Raw genomic sequence first — 15,950 nt, 5'->3', positions numbered from 1 at the left:
ATCCGCAAGCCTTTTGCCTATGCCGCTATTCTTTACCCACATTTTATTCTGGTAAAGTTACATTTCTCTTAATTTCAAACTTTATGTTTTTCAACAAAAGAGCACTTGCAGTACTCTGTTTTGGTTTTCTACCCTTTTGGTTGTCAGCACAAAACTCAGGGAGCGTATTGGGGCAAGACCAAAACCGCCGCGTGATTCCCGTTGCCGTGCCGTTTCTGACAATTGCACCCGATTCCCGTTCGGGAGCAATGGGCGATGTAGGTGCTGCAATTTCCCCTGATGCAAACGCTATCCATTGGAATCCGGCAAAGTTGGCATTTATTGAGCAAGCCAGCGGATTTAGCTTGTCCTACAACCCATGGTTGATGCGCTTGGTAAACGATATGTGGTTGAGCTATCTGTCGGGCTACAAACGGTTAAGCAAACTGGAAACCATTGGCGGCTCTATCCGCTACATGAATTTGGGAAGTATGCAATTTACCGACTTGGTGGGCAATCCTTTGCAGGAGTTTAACCCCCGTGAAATAGCAGTTGATATTACGTATGCCCGTAAACTTTCCAGCAATTTGAGTATTGCACCTGCCTTTCGTTTCATTCACTCCAACTTGGCGGGCAATATCAGCAATGCGGGAACCAATGTAAATGCACAACCCGGCAATACTGTTGCCGTTGATTTGGGTGTTTATTACCAATCTCAAACAACATTAGGCAACATTCCGGCAACGGTGGCATTTGGCGGTAATATTTCCAACGTAGGTCTGAAACTGACCTACAACGACCCCGAAAGCCGCGATTTTATTCCTACCAACCTGCGTTTGGGAACTGCCGTAACAGGCGAGTTTGACGAATACAACAAATTGACGCTGGCCTTTGACATCAACAAGCTGATGGTGCCTTCGCCGGTGGTGCAAAACGGCAGGCTGACTATCCCGAACCGTTCGCTTGTGTCGGGTATTTTTGGCTCATTTACCGATGCGCCTTTCAGCGAAGAAATACAGGAAATTATGCTTGCTTTTGGAACAGAGTATTGGTACAACGACATTTTTGCACTGCGTGGCGGCTATTTCCACGAGTCGGACACCAAAGGCGGGCGCAAGTTTGCAACCGTAGGCGCAGGTCTGAAATTCAACACCTTGAATATCAACTTTGCCTACCTGATTCCGATGCGCCAAAACATGCCGCTTGCCGATTCGCTCCGCTTTTCGCTCTTGTTCAACTTTGGCGGCAAAAACGCTGTGGGCAACGATGCCGAGCCGGCAGCCGAGTAAGCCTCAATTACTTGCAAAGTTTATCATATGCAGCCTGCGCTGCCTGATGGCCTAACGAAACGGCTGTTTTCAGGTTGGCGCAGGCTTCACTTTTTCGGCGGGCATTGTGGCAGGCAATGCCGCGGTTATAGTAAACATCTGCCTGTGCAGCATCCAGTGCCAGCGACTGCGTATAGTCGGCAATTGCCTTTTCGTAGTTGCCTTGTTTAAAATAGCAGTTGGCGCGGAGGTTATAGGCTTTGGCAACAGGGGAAATGCCGATGGCCTGCGAAAAATCGGCCAGTGCAGCTTCTATCCGATTGAGTTTTTCTTTGGCTATACCGCGATTGATGTAGAGTGCGGCTTCCCGATAGCCGTAGTACTCCGCACTGTCAAAATCGGTGAGTGCTGCCGTATACTTTTTTTCTTCCAGCAAAACAGCCCCCCTTTGAGCAAGCGCAATGGCATTTTCGGGCTGTTCGGCTAAGATGGCCTCCAAGCGGTTTTTCTTTGCTTTTCCCGCACTGATGCCCAAGGCGAGCATTGCCTGATGGTGTTGCGGGTCTTTCACCAAGGCACGCTGAAAGTCCTCCTGAGCTTCTTTTGCCCGTCCTGACTGCTTGTACAGGCTTCCTCGCGCATAGTAAAGGTCTGCATCTGCCGTTTGTCCGTCGCCAATGGCAGCGGTGTAGTCCTCAATTGCGCCGGCAATATTCCCCGTTTTTTCTTTGGCCTTTGCCCGCAACCTATAGGCAGGCATCTTGCGGGTTTTCATACTGAAAGCGCCCACTGTTCCGGCATGGCTTTGCACAAAGTAAATGGCGTTGGTGGAAGGCATTTTTTCATCGGGCAGTTCCAGCAGCTTATCCATATCGGCAATAGTGAATCCGTACAGCCCCTTTTGGAAGCGAAGATTGGCGCGATTGAACAGCGCATCGGCAAAATCAGGATTCAGGGCGAGTGCGTAGTCGTAGTTTTCCAAGGCTTCTTCGGTGGCTTGCATCTCTTCTAAGCAGCGCGCGCGCCCAAAGTAGAAACGCCACTGTTGAGGTTGCACACCGACCAATCGGTCATAGTAAACTAATGCGGCGGCAAAATTGCCCTGATTGAACAATCGGTTGGCATGTTCTTCTATCTCATCGGCGTTGTTCAGGTAAAAAGCCTTCTGCTGTGCTGCCGAGTCGCGGCTGATGGAGAAATAGCTGACAGGGGGCTGTGCAGTGGCTATGCCCCAAAAAAATCCCGCGAAAAGTGCCAAAACGATACGGAGTTTCATAAGGAGAGCCATGCGTTGCAATGAAAAATATTATAGGTAAGTTAAACTCTTTTTATGGAAAACGCGTAACTTAGCAAAAAGCGTTCCATATTATTGTCTTCTTTTCAACTCGACGATTATGCAGAAGATAACACAGATTCAGTCGCTTACGCAGAAACTGTCGCCCCAGCAGATTCAGTTTATCAAACTTTTGCAGGTGCCTACTGCCGAGTTGCAGTCGCGTATTGAGGAAGAATTGGCAGAAAACCCTGCATTAGAAGAGGGGCGCAGCGACGAGGATGATTATGCCAAAGAAAAAGAGGAAAGCGGGGCTGACGATGACTACGACGAAGTGGATGATTTGGGCGAAGGCATAGACGAAGAATATGGACACGAAGAAAACGAGAGTTTGGACAGCATGGATTTCAGCATGTCGGACTACATGCCCGACAATGACGATGCAGGCTACAAAATGCAAGGCGACGGGCCGGGCAGCGAGGAAGACCGCGAAATGCCTCTTTCTACCAGCGATTCATTGACCGACTCGCTGATGTCTCAACTCGGATATTTAGACTTAGACGAGCGCGAATATGCCATCGGGGTACAACTGATAGGCAACATAGACAGTGAAGGATACATCCGCCGCGAGTTGCAGGGCATTGTCAATGACCTTGTGTTTACACAAAACATTGAGACCGACGAGGCAGAGGTGGAGAGAATCCTGCACCAAATTCAGACCTTTGAGCCGCCGGGTATTGCTGCCCGCAATTTGCAGGAATGTTTGGAATTGCAGTTGAAGCGCAAAGACCAACGCGACCCCAACGTTCGCAATGCGCTGCGCATTATCTCGCTGTGCTTCGATGAATTTATCAAGAAGCATTACCACAAAATTGAAAAGCGATTAGATATCACCGAAGATCAACTCAAAGAAGCGGTGGATGTGATTGTGCACCTGAACCCCAAACCCGGGGAAAGCACCAGCGACTTTTCGCGCAACCATTACATTACTCCCGATTTTATTTTGCGTACCGATGATGCGGGGCGCTTTCACCTGACCCTGAATGCCCGCAACGCACCCGACTTGCGCATCAGCCGCTCCTATATGGAGATGCTTGATTCTTACGAAAAAGGCAGCAAAAAAGATAAAACACTCAAGCAGGCCGTGATGTTTCTTAAACAAAAACTGGATGCTGCCAAATGGTTTATTGATGCCATTAAACAACGTCAGCAGACGCTGTTGAAAACCATGAACGCCATTGTGGAGTATCAGCAGGAGTATTTCAGAGAAGGCGATGAAAGCAAGTTGAAACCCATGATTCTCAAAGATATTGCACAAAAAATCGGGATGGATATTTCTACGGTTTCGCGCGTGGCCAACAGCAAATCGGTACAAACAGAGTTTGGCGTTTTCCCGCTCAAACACTTTTTCTCGGAAAGCATCAGCACCGACTCTGGGGAAGATGTCAGCAGCAAAGAGGTGAAGTTTATCCTTAAAGAAATTATAGACAACGAAAACAAGCGTAAACCTTATTCGGACGATAAATTAGAAAAAATGTTGAACGAAAGGGGCTACAACATTGCGCGACGTACCGTTGCCAAATACAGAGAACAGATGAATATTCCTGTGGCGCGCCTGCGCAAAGAGCTATGAGCAAACCGCTTGCGCAATTTGTTTCGGTAGTGATGCACCCTTCGCTAATGGGTACTTATCTTTCCGCATTGGTACTTTTTAATGGCCCTGCCGAGTTATTACAATACACCGATTCGCTCAGGCTGATGCTGTTGGGGTTGGTATTTATTACGACTTTTCTTATGCCGGCAATGGCACTGGTGTTTTTGCACCAAATCGGCATCATTAAAGACCTGACACTACCCGAAAGAAAAGACCGTTTTTTGCCTTTTCTGATTAGCCTCGTGTCTTATGGCGGAGCGGCATTTTACTTTTTCACCAAATTGCCGCAGGTTATATTGCTGCCGGCAATGATGGTTGCTATTTGCATAGCGGTTTTTATAGTATTGCTGACTACGTTTTTTTATAAAATCAGTGCTCATGCAACAGGCATCAGTGGAGTAGCGGGTGCGCTGATAAGTTTGCAGCAAACCTTCCCCGACTCGGATTTTCTCTATCCGCTGATGGCTGCCGTACTGGTTTGGGGCGTTATTCTTTCGGCCAGACTTGCGCTGAAAGCACACACGCCCGGTGAATTGCTGGTCGGCTCTGTGGTGGGGTTTGGTACTTGCTATGCAGGGCTGCTGCTGTTGGCTTAATACCTACACAACCTGCTGCGTAAGCCCTTTTTATTGCGTTTGCTCAACGGTTTGCGGTACTTTCCGCTTGGTTGGGCGGCGTATGATGCCCCTTATTAATAGCACCGCCAAAAAGATAATACCCGACCAGCCTAAAATCAGCACTACCCATGCCAGCCCTTCACTGCCGGAGCAGGCAATATTGCAGGCTATACCGGCAACTAATAATGCCACTCCGAGCAATCCTAATATGGAAAGAGCAATCAGCAAGGCTTTCATGCCGCCCGATAATGGTTTGTCTTCTTTTAATTGGCGGAGTGCGGCACGCAGTTCCTTGCGCAACTGTTTCACCTGTCCGAAAGCCGAAAGATTCTCTCTTGGTTGCTCGCGGGCGCGAGTGGCTGTTTGCATAAAGGTAACGCTTTGCCGTTCTGCCAAGTATCGGGCTTTTTCTTCGGCCAGCCAATCGGCGTTATAATATCCCGCAATGGCAAAGGTATAGGCTGCAATGAGAATGAAATCGGCCGCTTTGCGTCGCCCGAAGGTGTAGTATTTTGCTTGTTTGGCAGGGTACAACAAGTACACAGCCGCAAACAGCAGCAAAAGCAACAAAGTCAGTTGTTGCGGTATGCGGATGTTGGCGGCATATAGCAAGAAGCCAAGCCACAAAGCATTGAATACCAAAAAAATATGCCCCATTGCAATTAAAAAGCGGGCATCGACAGGATGTGCTGCCGCCCAAATGGCCAAATTTCTCATCGGATTAAAAAAAGAGTAACACAAGAAAAATTGCTGCCTCAACCGTTACTCAAAGTACAAAAAATGCGATAGTTGCACAAATTGGTCATTGGAGCTCAAAAGCTGTTGTTTGCTTGATAACAGACATCACAAAATTGCTTTTTACGTGGCTGATGTGGGCAATTTTGGTTAGTTTATTGGTCAGAAACTGCTCGTAGGCGGCAATATCGCGCACCATTACTTTGAGCAGGTAATCTTCCTCGCCTGCTATGTGGTAGCACTCCATTACTTCGGGCAAACGCATGACCTCTTCCCGCAACCCTTGCAAAACCTCGCTTTTGTGTTGCGAAAGGCGAACGGTCAGAAATACAATTAAGCCTTTACCTACTTTTTGCGGCTCTAACAGGGCTACGTAGCCGCGAATGAAGCCGCGCCGTTCCAATTTTTTCACCCGCTCAAACACCGGCGTAATGGTCAGGTCTAAGGCTGCGGCAAGTTGTTTGTGCGTCATGCGGGCATCGGCTTGCAGCATCCGTAAAATTTTTAGGTCTATTGCGTCTAAATCCTCCATTTGTAGTATGTTTTTCTGCTTTGGTCAAATTAACAGCATTTTTTTCTGCCTCTGAAAAATCAATCGGAATTTTTATTTGCTTTGTCAAACACTTGTCATTAGTCCTTCACCGGTAAACAACACACGATTATGCAAAGCCAAGACCCTGCTATGCGCCTGCAAGACCTCCAATATTTCGGCGAATTTGGAGGTGTGAATCCTTCCATTGAAGACTCGGCTACCTATACGTTCCTCAATGCCGACAAAATGGAAGAAATGTTTGAGAAAGAGATGGCGGGCTGCTATCTCTACTCACGCCACTGGAACCCGATGAACCGCTACCTTTCCGATGCGCTGGCGGCGATGGAAGGTACGGAAGCTGCACAAGTTACTGCTTCGGGTATGGCGGCTATCAGTGCTACGCTGATGCAACTTTGCGGCAATGGCGATGAGATTATCTGCGGGCGCATGGTCTATGGCGGCACCTATGCGCTGCTCAAAAATTTCCTGCCGCGCTTTGGTATCACTACGCACTTTGTGGATATTACCAATCCCGATAAAATCCGCGCAGCCATTACGCCGCGCACAAAGATTATTTATTGTGAAACAGTCAGCAATCCGCTGCTGGAAGTGGCCAATATCCCCGCACTGGCGCAATTGGCACACGAAAACGGCCTGCAATTGGTAGTGGACAACACATTTGCCCCCATGCTGGTTTCTCCTGCCCAATTAGGAGCCGATGTGGTCATCCACAGCTTGACAAAGTACATCAACGGCACAAGCGATACGGTAGCAGGCGTTATCTGCGGCAGAAAGGCATTTATCAACAACCTGAGCGATGTAAATTTTGGCGCAACCATGCTGCTCGGCCCTGTAATGGATAGTATGCGTTCGGCGAGTGTGCTGAAAAACCTGCGCAGCCTGCACGTCCGCATGAAGCAGCACAGCCACAATGCGGCCTACCTTGCCCAGTCGTTTGTTGATATGGGAGTGCGCACTATTTATCCGGGGCTTGCTACTCATCCACAGCACCGTTTGTTTGGCACTCTGCTCAACCCGGGCTATGGCTACGGCGGTATGGTCGTTATTGACATGGGTACCAAACAGGCCGCTTATGACCTGATGGAAGCCATGCAGGAGGAAAAAGTAGGCTATCTGGCAGTGAGTTTAGGATTCTTCCGCACACTGTTCAGCTCGCCGGGCAGCAGCACCTCTTCGGAAATCCCTGAGGCGGAGCGTATCCAAATGGGGCTTACCGACGGGCTGGTGCGCATTTCGGTGGGTTTGGACAACGATATGGAAGAGATTTTCCGACGGATTGCCCGTTGTGTGGAAGCCGTAACAATTTAGAAAATCAGATTTTACGAAGCGCCGATTGCAATACGGGTTAAATCCGAATATCGGTTGATTTTGCTTGTTTGCTCAATGGGGGCAAGGTGCGTCCTGCCTCCCTGTTATACACAAACCTGACAGGTATGTAAGACCTGTCAGGTTTAAATATTTGATTTTCAATAACTTACACAAAGCATTTTTCGCAAATCACTTGCATTTTTGTATAAGTTTAACCGACATCCTTAAAACCCGATACCAAAAAATGCGCGTTCGCCTTGTTTGTTAATCCCTTCCAGCAGGAATTTATTCTTTTTGCGTGCCAACAGGCGCTGCAACTCTGCAATGGAGCGCACGGCTTTTTTGTCAATATGCGTAATTACAAACCCCTCTTGCACGCGGTTAGATTTCAGCAATCCATCACCGAGACGGGTGATTTTTAAGCCGCTTTCCAGTTTGAGTTGTTTTTTTTCATCCGAACTAAGCTCTTCAATTTCTGCATTCCATTGCGGAACTTGCAGATTAGCACTTATCAGCCCTATGCTGTTGCGTTTGTTTTTGAGCGTAACGCGAAGTTTTTTCTCCTCGCCTTTCCTTTCTATGATGATATCTACCTTGTCTCCGGGGCGGTGGCGTGCTACAATCTCCTGTAAACCCGATACGGTATTAACCTCTTTTCCGTCTATGGAAATAATGACATCACCGGCTTGTATGCCCGCATCGGCAGCCCCGCTGCCCTGATTAACGCCGGTAACAAATATGCCGCGGATGGCCGTTAAATTGTACTTGCGGGCAACTTCGTCCGTTACTTCGTTGATGCTTACGCCGAGCAGGGCGCGCTGCACCTGACCGTGGCGGTATAAGTCTTCCGCTACTTTTTTTGCCAAATTCACCGGTACGGCAAACGAATATCCTGCATAACCTCCCGTGCGGGTGGCAATGGCGGTGTTAATGCCTATCAATTCGCCTTTCAGATTGACCAATGCCCCGCCGCTGTTGCCCGGATTTACGGCCGCATCGGTTTGCAGAAAAGATTCTATTGCCAGCCCATCGTTGCTGAACAGCAGGTTGATATTGCGTGCTTTACCGCTGATGATGCCCGCCGTAACGGTAGAGGTCAGGTCAAACGGATTGCCTACGGCAAGCACCCACTCCCCGACTTTTACTTCATCGGAGTTGCCGTAGGCAATGGGCACAAGATTATTTGCCTGAATTTTTATGAGTGCAAGGTCAGTTGTCGGGTCTTGCCCAATAACGGTAGCATTAAACTGCCGCTTATCGTCTAATGTAACAACGATTTCATCGGCTTCATCAATCACATGGTGATTGGTAAGCACAAAGCCATCCTCCGAAATAATGACTCCCGAGCCTGTGGACATGCCGCGGCGACTGCTTTCGTCGCTATCGTCAAAAAAACCCATCATAGCGCCTGCGCTGCCTTTGTACTGTGTGCGAATATGGACTACCGAAGGCGTGCTTCGCTCGGCTGCCAACAGAAAGTTCATACCTTCGGGTACAGTAAAACTTTTCGTCAGCTTCTCAAATGCACTTGTAAATTTTGCTGCACTGTTAGTTCCTCCCAAAACAGGCTGAGGCAATGGTTTTTGTTGAAAAAACAACAAATAAGTGCCCAGCGAAAACGCCCCGCCCATAATGGCAGCCACAAACACCGATGCAAAAAACCAACGTTTACTGATACCGGCCATAAGTTTTTTTCGGTTTACTTAACTTTTTCAATTTCAACTTTTAATGCCTTGTATTCGGCAATATCGGGTGCCAGTTTGATGGCCTTTTCTATATCTTGCAGTGCTTGCCCGTACATCTCTTCCCCGAAATATACGGTGGCACGATGATAATATGCCTCGGCGTATTGAGGAGCAATTTCAATGGCCTTGCCTATGTGTGTGAGCGCCTCGGTGGCTTTTCCTTCAAAATACAGACAAATGCCCAAATAATTCTGTGCTTCTGCATTTTTGGGGTTGAGCTTGACGCATTGCATCATGTCCTCTTTGGCTTTGATATAGTTTTTTAACGAAAAATAGGTCAACCCCCGATTGTAATAGGCTTCTTCGTTTTTGTTATTCAGGTTAATAGCCGTGTTGTAATCGCGGACGGCGCGCCAGTTATCGCCGATGATGGCATACACGTTCCCCCTGTTCAGATACGCGTCGGCATCTTTGGGGCTGCGGGAAACGACCTTGTCATAGTCTGATAAGGCATTGATGAACTGATTGAGCCGAAAGTACGCATTGCCGCGGTTGTTGTAGGCCTGTGTAAGTGTGCTGTCTAACTCAATTGCTTCCGTGTAAGCATCAATGGCTTCCTGATAGCTGCCTTCGCGAAACAATGCGTTGCCGATTTCTAACTTCTCCAAATGTTTGGTTTGGGCGTTTACTTGCAGCGTTACAGCCCATACCCCCAGAGCAATTGCAATAGAAAAAATTGATTTCATGAATGATTGATTTCAGATTTATGCTTTCATAATGGCAGAGCCTGTTGCCGCTGACTCATCCGCACGCACGCGCAGCATACTGCCTTCCACATCGGTTACATATACCCATTTGCCTGCTTCCACAAAAGAATCAAACGAAGTGGCTTCATACAATTTCCCGTCAATTTCTACCTTTCCCGAAGGGCGCAGCACAGTGCGCACCAGCGCGGGTTTGCCTACCAAACTTTGCAGTGCTACTCCCATAGAGTACCCGTCTTTGGCATCCAGTGCCTGATTGAGTGCTGCTTTTCGGAAAAAGCGAGAATTGATGATGTTTTTGGCCGCATAAAGCAAGGCAATGATGCCGCCCAATACGCCTGCCAGTACCATAGTTAACGATGTAACGGCATCGGCAGTATGTACTTGTTCAAAATCCATGCCCTCGTTGGGCAATGCAGCCAGCACAAGGCCGCTCACCAGCAAAATAACGCCGCTGATGCCTGCCACGCCGAAGCCGGGGACAACAAAAATTTCGGCAACCATCAACAGGAAGCCAACGGCAAAAATCAGGATTTCCCACCACTCGGTCAGCCCCATCAGGTAGTAAGAGCCGAAATAGGCCGCCGCAGCTAACAGTCCGGTAAGTAAGGGGATGATAGTGCCGGGCGTTTTAAGTTCCAGAATCATACCTGCCATCAGCGTCAGAATCAGGAATGCGCTCACCCACGGCTGGGTGAAGAAAAAAGCCATATCGTATAATAAGCCGCTGTTTGCCATCATTGAAACGAGTTAAAATCCTTGGTTAAATATACGCAAAATTGACGGAATGCGTTAGTCCGTGTTCGGAAAACCGTCGTGCATCTGCACGCCCGTGCCGTTGCGATTGGCAAAAACAACGCCGTGCGGAGTTGCTTGTGCACCTTCGGCCAAATCGTTTTTGATGAGCAGCGCACCGTCCATATCCACATAGTCCAGCAGCGGGGCAAGGTGTGCAATGGCAGAAATACCGACGCTGGATTCGGTCATGCAGCCCATCATCACCTTCATATGCCACTCCCGCGCCTGTGCAATCATCCGCAGGGCGGCAGTCGGGCCGCCGCACTTGGTCAGTTTGATGTTGATGCCGTGAAAGTAGCCTTTGCAACGTGCCACGTCGGACGCTGTGATGCAACTTTCGTCGGCAATGACGGGCAGGCGGCTATGCGCAAAAACTTCTTTCATGCCTTCCCAATCGTCGGCTTTGAGCGGTTGTTCAATAAATTCAACCCCCAATTTTTCTAATGCTTCCGAGTAGCGAATGGTTTGTTCGGCAGTCCAGCCGCAGTTGGCATCTACCCGAAAACGCGCGTCGGTGTGGCGGCGCAGTTCGCGAACAATTTCTAAGTCATGCGCCGTGCCCAATTTGATTTTGTAAATCGGCCAAGGTTGCGCCTGCATTTTGGCGACCATTATTTCAACCGTATCAATGCCGATGGTATAGTTGCTAACGGGCGCATGGGCAGGGTTCAACCCTAAGATTTCGTACACGGGTTTGCCTGTTTTTCGCCCGTAGTAGTCCCATGCGGCTTCGTCCAGCGCACACTGTGCAAAGGGCAAATCCTGTAAATAGGGGTTGGTATCTGCCCACAATTGTTGAGGAGTGGAAAACCGATAGCTGCTCAACAACGGCTGCAAAGAGGCAAGCGCCTGCTCCAATTTTTCAAAAGTAACGCCGTAGTAGGGGTTTTCGGTTGCCTCGCCGTAACCCACGGTTTCACCGTCGGAAAGTGCGAGAATCATGGTGTTTTGATGGGTTCGCGAGTCATGAGCGATGGTAAATCGGTTGCGCAGTTCCAGCACGTAGCGGCGCAGAAAAATTTGCATAAGGAAAAAGATAAAGCCTAAACTTAAAATTACGGTTTTGGTTCTAATATTGCACACCCAAACACATAATGGAGGCCATGCACACGCAAACTTTTTCCGCCAATAAGTTCGGTACAGCCGTTTCTTTTGAAGATACAGCCGTGGCTTTTGCCATGAAAACCGATGCGCAGTTGTATCAGAGCTATTTGTTGTTCAAGTCTATCAACTACAATTGGTTGGTTAATATGGGTACAGGCCTCGTGCAATGGGGGCTGAAAGTGGGTTTGCCCATTAAAGGCTTGCTCAAAGCAACACTGTTCAAGCAGTTTTGCGGCGGTGAGAGCATCAACGATTGCGAGGCGGTTATTCGCCAAATGGCAAAATTTGGCGTAGGTGCTATTTTGGACTACTCGGTAGAGGGAGAAAAAACAGAAGCAGGTTTTGACAAAACACGTCAGGAAACCATAGCCACCATTCACTACGCCGCCCAACACCGCACAGAAATTCCTTTTTGCGTATTTAAGGTAACAGGGCTTGCTCCTTTTCGTTTGTTGGAAAAAGTTTCGGCAAGCATGAAAGGCGAAGGTTTGCCGTTGCTGCCCTCCGAACTGAAAACCTTTGAGCGCGTGCGTGAGCGCATAGATGAAATTTGCCGCACGGCAGCGGAAAACAACGTGCGCATTTTCATTGACGGTGAGGAAACGTGGATTCAGGATGCTATTGATGCGCTGGCCTATGAAATGATGGAAAAATACAATCGCAAGCAGGCAATTGTTTACAATACCTATCAGATGTACACCACCGACCGCATGGAGAAATTGCGGCAGGCGCGTGCACTGGCTGTGCGGCAGGGGTTTTATCTCGGTGCCAAATTGGTACGCGGCGCTTACATGGAAAAAGAGCGTGCCAGAGCCGCACAAATGGGCTATCCTGACCCCATTCAGCCCAACAAAGAGGCCTGCGACCGCGACTTTAACGAAGCACTCAAATTCTGCATTGACAACAAACAACGCATTGCGTTATGTGCAGGTACGCACAATGAAGACAGTTGCTACTTCCTGACAGCGCTCATGGAAAAATACAACATCAAGCCCAACGACCCCGATGTGTATTTTGCCCAACTTTACGGCATGAGTGATAATATTTCGTTCAATCTGGCAAAAGCAGGTTACAATGTGGCAAAATATCTGCCCTATGGCCCCGTGGAGGCAGTAATGCCTTATTTGTTCCGCCGCGCACAGGAGAATACGTCGGTAGCAGGGCAAAGCAGCCGTGAGTTCTTGCTTGTTCAGCGCGAACTACAACGCCGCAAAGGCAAGCGGTAATGGGTTGGATTGCTGCGGATTTTAGGCTATATTTGGTTGTCTTATTTTAACATTTCCGGATGAAATACACCTTGGAAATAGAAATTGCTGATGATGAAATATCATTTGCAGAAGAATTTTTTAAGAAAATTTCTTTTGTGAAGCATGTCCGATTAGTTACATCGAATGAAAGCAGTAACCCAGAGGCCATGCAAAGCATTGATAATGAAAAAGAAAAGCCTATGCCTTTCCAATTTGGTGCGGCTAAGGGGCTTATTAGCATGAGCGACGATTTCAACGAACCTCTGGATGAGTTTATACCTTATACAGAATGAGGTTATTGTTAGATACACACGCATTCATCTGGTACATGGAAGGAAATGACCTGCTGGGTGAACAAAATCGGTTGCTCATACAAGACAGTGCAACAACTGTTTATCTAAGCGTTGCTTCTGTCTGGGAAATGGCTCTCAAAGTGAATAGTGGCAAGCTATTTTTAGCCAAGCCACTTCATACGTACATACCCGCTGAAATTCATATCATAGACATCAGGTTAGAGCATATATGGTATCTTAACAACTTGCCACAATATCATAAAGACCCGTTTGACAGAATCCTGATAGCAACCGCTATGATTGAGCGGATGCCATTGCTTTCAATAGACAGTGCTTTCCATGCGTATCCTGTTGAGCGGATATGGAAACTGTAAAAAATCTCATGCGTCCACTATTTTAGCCAACACATCCGATTCTCTGTGGTAAGTAAAGAAGAAATCCTCAAACGCTATTTCGGTTATGACAGCTTTCGCCCGATGCAGGCGGAGGTGATAGATACGGTGCTTTCGGGGCGCGATGCGCTGATACTGATGCCGACGGGCGGCGGCAAATCGGTTTGCTACCAAGTGCCCGCCTTGGTGCGCGAAGGGCTTTGCGTAGTTGTTTCGCCGTTGATTGCCCTGATGCAAGACCAAGTACAAAACCTGCGCGCCAACGGCGTTCCGGCAGCCTATATCAACAGTTCGCTTTCGGCTGGTGAAATTAGACAGGTAGAACAGCAATGCGAAAACGGCGAATTGAAATTGCTCTACGTATCGCCTGAAAAATTGGTTGCGGGAGGTTTTCTTGGCTTTTTGCGTCGGCTGAAAATCAACCTGTTTGCCATTGACGAATCGCACTGCGTGTCGTTTTGGGGGCACGATTTCCGCCCCGAATACAAACAGTTGCACATCCTGCGCGAGCAGTTTCCTCACGTGCCGATGTTGGCACTCACCGCTACGGCCGACAAGGTAACGCGCCGCGATATTTTGCAGCAATTGGGTATCCCCGAGGCAGAAGTTTTTATTGCTTCGTTTGACCGCCCGAACCTCAGCCTGACCGTATTGCCCGGTCTGAAGCGGATGGAGCAAATCCGTGCTTTCCTGAAACGACGGGCAGGGCAAGCAGGCATTATTTACTGTCTGAGCCGCAAAGGCACCGAATCGGTAGCCGAGCAACTCAACAAAGCAGGCTACAAGGCGGCACACTACCACGCAGGCATGGATGCCGACTACCGCCGACAAACGCAGGAGGCGTTCATCAAAGATGAATTGCAGATTATCGTTGCCACCATTGCTTTTGGTATGGGCATAGACAAATCCAACGTGCGTTGGGTGATTCATTACAATCTGCCCAAAAACGTGGAAAGCTATTATCAGGAAATCGGGCGGGCAGGGCGCGACGGGCAAAAGTCCGATACCGTGCTGTTTTACAGCTTCAACGACTACGAAACGCAGCGGCAGATGAATGACGACCTGCCCGAAGAGCGCCGCGAGTTGCTGAACGCCAAGCTGTTGCGCATGAAGCAATATGCTGAAGCCGATATTTGCCGCCGCCGCATTTTGCTCAGCTACTTCAACGAAGTGCCCGAAAAAGACTGCGGTAATTGCGACGTTTGCCACAACCCGCGCAGCAAGTTTGACGGCACTGTTTTGGCGCAAAAAGCCCTTTCTGCCATTGCCCGCACGCGAGAGTAGGTAGCAATGGGGCTGCTGATTGATATTCTGCGAGGCTCCATGAACCGCGCCGTTACCGAAAAAGAATATCACCTCATCAAAACTTTTGGGGCAGGCAAAGACCGCCGAGCCGAGGAATGGCTGGACTATCTTACGCAAATGCTCAATCTGGGGCTGATGGAGATAGCCTATGACCAAGCCCATGCACTCAAACTTACGCCACAGAGTTGGGAAGTGCTGCGCGGTGAAAGAAAAGTGCAGTTGGTCAATTTCATTTCACCGCTACAAAAGCAGGCACAGGCCACCGAGAAAGCAATACCGCAACAAGATTCGCTTACCGATGAGCTGTTTGAACGCCTGCGCAAGTTGCGCAAAGCCATTGCCGATGAGCAGAACTTGCCCGCTTATGTGGTTTTTACCGATGCCACACTCACCGAAATAGCACGCCAAATGCCGCAAAGCGAAGAATCATTGGCAGACATTTCAGGGGTGAGCCGCAAAAAATGCGAGCAGTACGGCGATGAGTTTCTGGCGGAAATAGCAGCCTTCATCCGCGAAAAAGGGCTGACCATTGCCGATGTCCCCGCCCCGAAAAAGGTAAAAATTCCACAGGTTTCTACCTACGAGCAAACGTGGGAGTTGTTGCAACGCGGGCACAGCGTAGAAAAAATCGCCGAACTGCGCGGTTTGAGTGCCGTTACTGTTTATTCGCACATTGCCAAGTTCTACGAAGACGGGAAAATCAACGATTTGAGCCCCTATATCAGTGCCAAAGACGCCGGGGTAATCATGCAGGCAGCCGAGCAATTGGGCATGAAGCGTGGCGATGCGCTCAAACCGCTCTTTGAACACTTGGAAGGGCAATACGGCTACCACCAAATTCGCTTGGCGCTGGCCATGTGGTCTAAACAATGAGTTGTGGAACACCGTTTTTTGCACCGGCAATAAAAAAGCAGATGTAACAAACTACATCTGCCTTTATCAATAATTATAACTACCTACTTGCTTCAACACGAG

At 48.7% G+C, this 15,950-nt stretch carries 16 protein-coding genes; 9 read left to right on the top strand and 7 right to left on the bottom strand.

The genetic code is table 11. The features are described from left to right. The first annotated feature begins 83 nt into the window (after positions 1–83). Positions 84–1,268: a type IX secretion system outer membrane channel protein PorV gene (porV, locus tag NDK19_RS01990; protein ID WP_250630152.1), complete on the top strand. Its 1,185-nt coding sequence runs from the start codon at positions 84–86 to the stop codon at positions 1,266–1,268. Between the two features lie 7 nt (positions 1,269–1,275). Here the strand turns inward: porV and NDK19_RS01985 are convergent, their stop codons facing one another. Beyond that, a complete protein-coding gene (locus NDK19_RS01985) occupies positions 1,276–2,523 on the bottom strand; it encodes a tetratricopeptide repeat protein (RefSeq protein WP_250630151.1) in 1,248 nt (415 codons plus the stop codon). A 118-nt stretch (positions 2,524–2,641) separates the two neighbouring features. Between NDK19_RS01985 and rpoN the strand changes: the two genes are divergently transcribed. Further along, on the top strand, positions 2,642–4,153 hold the full coding sequence (rpoN, locus tag NDK19_RS01980; protein ID WP_250630150.1) for an RNA polymerase factor sigma-54: 1,512 nt from the start codon (positions 2,642–2,644) through the stop codon (positions 4,151–4,153). Further along, a complete protein-coding gene (locus NDK19_RS01975) occupies positions 4,150–4,770 on the top strand; it encodes a hypothetical protein (RefSeq protein ID WP_250630149.1) in 621 nt (206 codons plus the stop codon). Before rpoN ends, NDK19_RS01975 begins: the two co-directional genes overlap by 4 nt. Before the next feature lie 30 nt (positions 4,771–4,800). Here the strand turns inward: NDK19_RS01975 and NDK19_RS01970 are convergent, their stop codons facing one another. Both NDK19_RS01970 and NDK19_RS01965 read right to left on the bottom strand, forming a co-directional pair. Continuing rightward, positions 4,801–5,508 (bottom strand): hypothetical protein, encoded by a 708-nt coding sequence (locus NDK19_RS01970; protein WP_250630148.1) that lies wholly within the window; start codon positions 5,506–5,508, stop codon positions 4,801–4,803. Between the two features lie 85 nt (positions 5,509–5,593). Then, a complete protein-coding gene (locus tag NDK19_RS01965) occupies positions 5,594–6,058 on the bottom strand; it encodes an Lrp/AsnC family transcriptional regulator (protein ID WP_250630147.1) in 465 nt (154 codons plus the stop codon). Positions 6,059–6,187: 129 nt separating this feature from the next. Between NDK19_RS01965 and NDK19_RS01960 the strand changes: the two genes are divergently transcribed. Beyond that, positions 6,188–7,387 (top strand): aminotransferase class V-fold PLP-dependent enzyme, encoded by a 1,200-nt coding sequence (locus NDK19_RS01960; protein WP_250630146.1) that lies wholly within the window; start codon positions 6,188–6,190, stop codon positions 7,385–7,387. 224 nt (positions 7,388–7,611) lie between these two features. Here NDK19_RS01960 and NDK19_RS01955 read toward each other — a convergent pair whose 3' ends face one another. Genes NDK19_RS01955 through NDK19_RS01940 form a run of 4 tightly spaced genes read right to left on the bottom strand, consistent with a single transcriptional unit; the run spans position 7,612 to position 11,660 of the window. Then, positions 7,612–9,072: a S1C family serine protease gene (locus tag NDK19_RS01955; protein ID WP_250630145.1), complete on the bottom strand. Its 1,461-nt coding sequence runs from the start codon at positions 9,070–9,072 to the stop codon at positions 7,612–7,614. Positions 9,073–9,086: 14 nt separating this feature from the next. Further along, positions 9,087–9,818: a tetratricopeptide repeat protein gene (locus NDK19_RS01950; protein ID WP_250630144.1), complete on the bottom strand. Its 732-nt coding sequence runs from the start codon at positions 9,816–9,818 to the stop codon at positions 9,087–9,089. Between the two features lie 18 nt (positions 9,819–9,836). Beyond that, entirely contained in the window at positions 9,837–10,577 is a 741-nt protein-coding gene (locus NDK19_RS01945) for an NfeD family protein (protein ID WP_250630143.1), read from the bottom strand. Between the two features lie 51 nt (positions 10,578–10,628). After that, the gene (locus tag NDK19_RS01940; protein ID WP_250630142.1) at positions 10,629–11,660 is read right to left on the bottom strand and encodes a dipeptide epimerase; all 1,032 of its coding nucleotides are present in this window, start codon (positions 11,658–11,660) and stop codon (positions 10,629–10,631) included. A 77-nt stretch (positions 11,661–11,737) separates the two neighbouring features. Between NDK19_RS01940 and NDK19_RS01935 the strand changes: the two genes are divergently transcribed. Genes NDK19_RS01935 through NDK19_RS16940 form a run of 5 tightly spaced genes read left to right on the top strand, consistent with a single transcriptional unit; the run spans position 11,738 to position 15,848 of the window. Further along, positions 11,738–12,964: a proline dehydrogenase family protein gene (locus NDK19_RS01935; RefSeq protein WP_250630141.1), complete on the top strand. Its 1,227-nt coding sequence runs from the start codon at positions 11,738–11,740 to the stop codon at positions 12,962–12,964. A gap of 59 nt (positions 12,965–13,023) precedes the next feature. Continuing rightward, positions 13,024–13,278 carry a DUF2281 domain-containing protein gene (locus NDK19_RS01930; RefSeq protein ID WP_250630140.1) on the top strand — a complete coding sequence of 85 codons (255 nt, stop codon included), beginning with the start codon at positions 13,024–13,026 and terminating at the stop codon, positions 13,276–13,278. Next, positions 13,275–13,652, top strand: coding sequence for a type II toxin-antitoxin system VapC family toxin (locus tag NDK19_RS01925; RefSeq protein WP_250630139.1), 378 nt, complete (start codon positions 13,275–13,277; stop codon positions 13,650–13,652). Before NDK19_RS01930 ends, NDK19_RS01925 begins: the two co-directional genes overlap by 4 nt. A 45-nt stretch (positions 13,653–13,697) precedes the next feature. Next, the gene (locus tag NDK19_RS16945) at positions 13,698–14,954 is read left to right on the top strand and encodes a RecQ family ATP-dependent DNA helicase (protein ID WP_317207144.1); all 1,257 of its coding nucleotides are present in this window, start codon (positions 13,698–13,700) and stop codon (positions 14,952–14,954) included. A 6-nt stretch (positions 14,955–14,960) separates the two neighbouring features. Next, positions 14,961–15,848 (top strand): HRDC domain-containing protein, encoded by an 888-nt coding sequence (locus NDK19_RS16940; protein ID WP_317207143.1) that lies wholly within the window; start codon positions 14,961–14,963, stop codon positions 15,846–15,848. Positions 15,849–15,950 lie beyond the last annotated feature (102 nt).

This window comes from Rhodoflexus caldus, from assembly GCF_021206925.1.
In the GTDB taxonomy this organism is placed as follows: domain Bacteria; phylum Bacteroidota; class Bacteroidia; order Cytophagales; family Thermoflexibacteraceae; genus Rhodoflexus; species Rhodoflexus caldus.
The sequence above is the reverse complement of the archived record's forward strand: the minus strand, read 5'-3'. Positions and strand labels throughout refer to the sequence as shown.

Coding starts and splice junctions, on each gene's coding strand:
- porV (WP_250630152.1), top strand. CDS start 84: ATGTTTTTCAACAAAAGAGCACTTGCAGTACTCTGTTTTGGTTTTCTA.
- NDK19_RS01985 (WP_250630151.1), bottom strand. CDS start 2,523: ATGAAACTCCGTATCGTTTTGGCACTTTTCGCGGGATTTTTTTGGGGC.
- rpoN (WP_250630150.1), top strand. CDS start 2,642: ATGCAGAAGATAACACAGATTCAGTCGCTTACGCAGAAACTGTCGCCC.
- NDK19_RS01975 (WP_250630149.1), top strand. CDS start 4,150: ATGAGCAAACCGCTTGCGCAATTTGTTTCGGTAGTGATGCACCCTTCG.
- NDK19_RS01970 (WP_250630148.1), bottom strand. CDS start 5,508: ATGAGAAATTTGGCCATTTGGGCGGCAGCACATCCTGTCGATGCCCGC.
- NDK19_RS01965 (WP_250630147.1), bottom strand. CDS start 6,058: ATGGAGGATTTAGACGCAATAGACCTAAAAATTTTACGGATGCTGCAA.
- NDK19_RS01960 (WP_250630146.1), top strand. CDS start 6,188: ATGCAAAGCCAAGACCCTGCTATGCGCCTGCAAGACCTCCAATATTTC.
- NDK19_RS01955 (WP_250630145.1), bottom strand. CDS start 9,072: ATGGCCGGTATCAGTAAACGTTGGTTTTTTGCATCGGTGTTTGTGGCT.
- NDK19_RS01950 (WP_250630144.1), bottom strand. CDS start 9,818: ATGAAATCAATTTTTTCTATTGCAATTGCTCTGGGGGTATGGGCTGTA.
- NDK19_RS01945 (WP_250630143.1), bottom strand. CDS start 10,577: ATGATGGCAAACAGCGGCTTATTATACGATATGGCTTTTTTCTTCACC.
- NDK19_RS01940 (WP_250630142.1), bottom strand. CDS start 11,660: ATGCAAATTTTTCTGCGCCGCTACGTGCTGGAACTGCGCAACCGATTT.
- NDK19_RS01935 (WP_250630141.1), top strand. CDS start 11,738: ATGCACACGCAAACTTTTTCCGCCAATAAGTTCGGTACAGCCGTTTCT.
- NDK19_RS01930 (WP_250630140.1), top strand. CDS start 13,024: ATGAAATACACCTTGGAAATAGAAATTGCTGATGATGAAATATCATTT.
- NDK19_RS01925 (WP_250630139.1), top strand. CDS start 13,275: ATGAGGTTATTGTTAGATACACACGCATTCATCTGGTACATGGAAGGA.
- NDK19_RS16940 (WP_317207143.1), top strand. CDS start 14,961: ATGGGGCTGCTGATTGATATTCTGCGAGGCTCCATGAACCGCGCCGTT.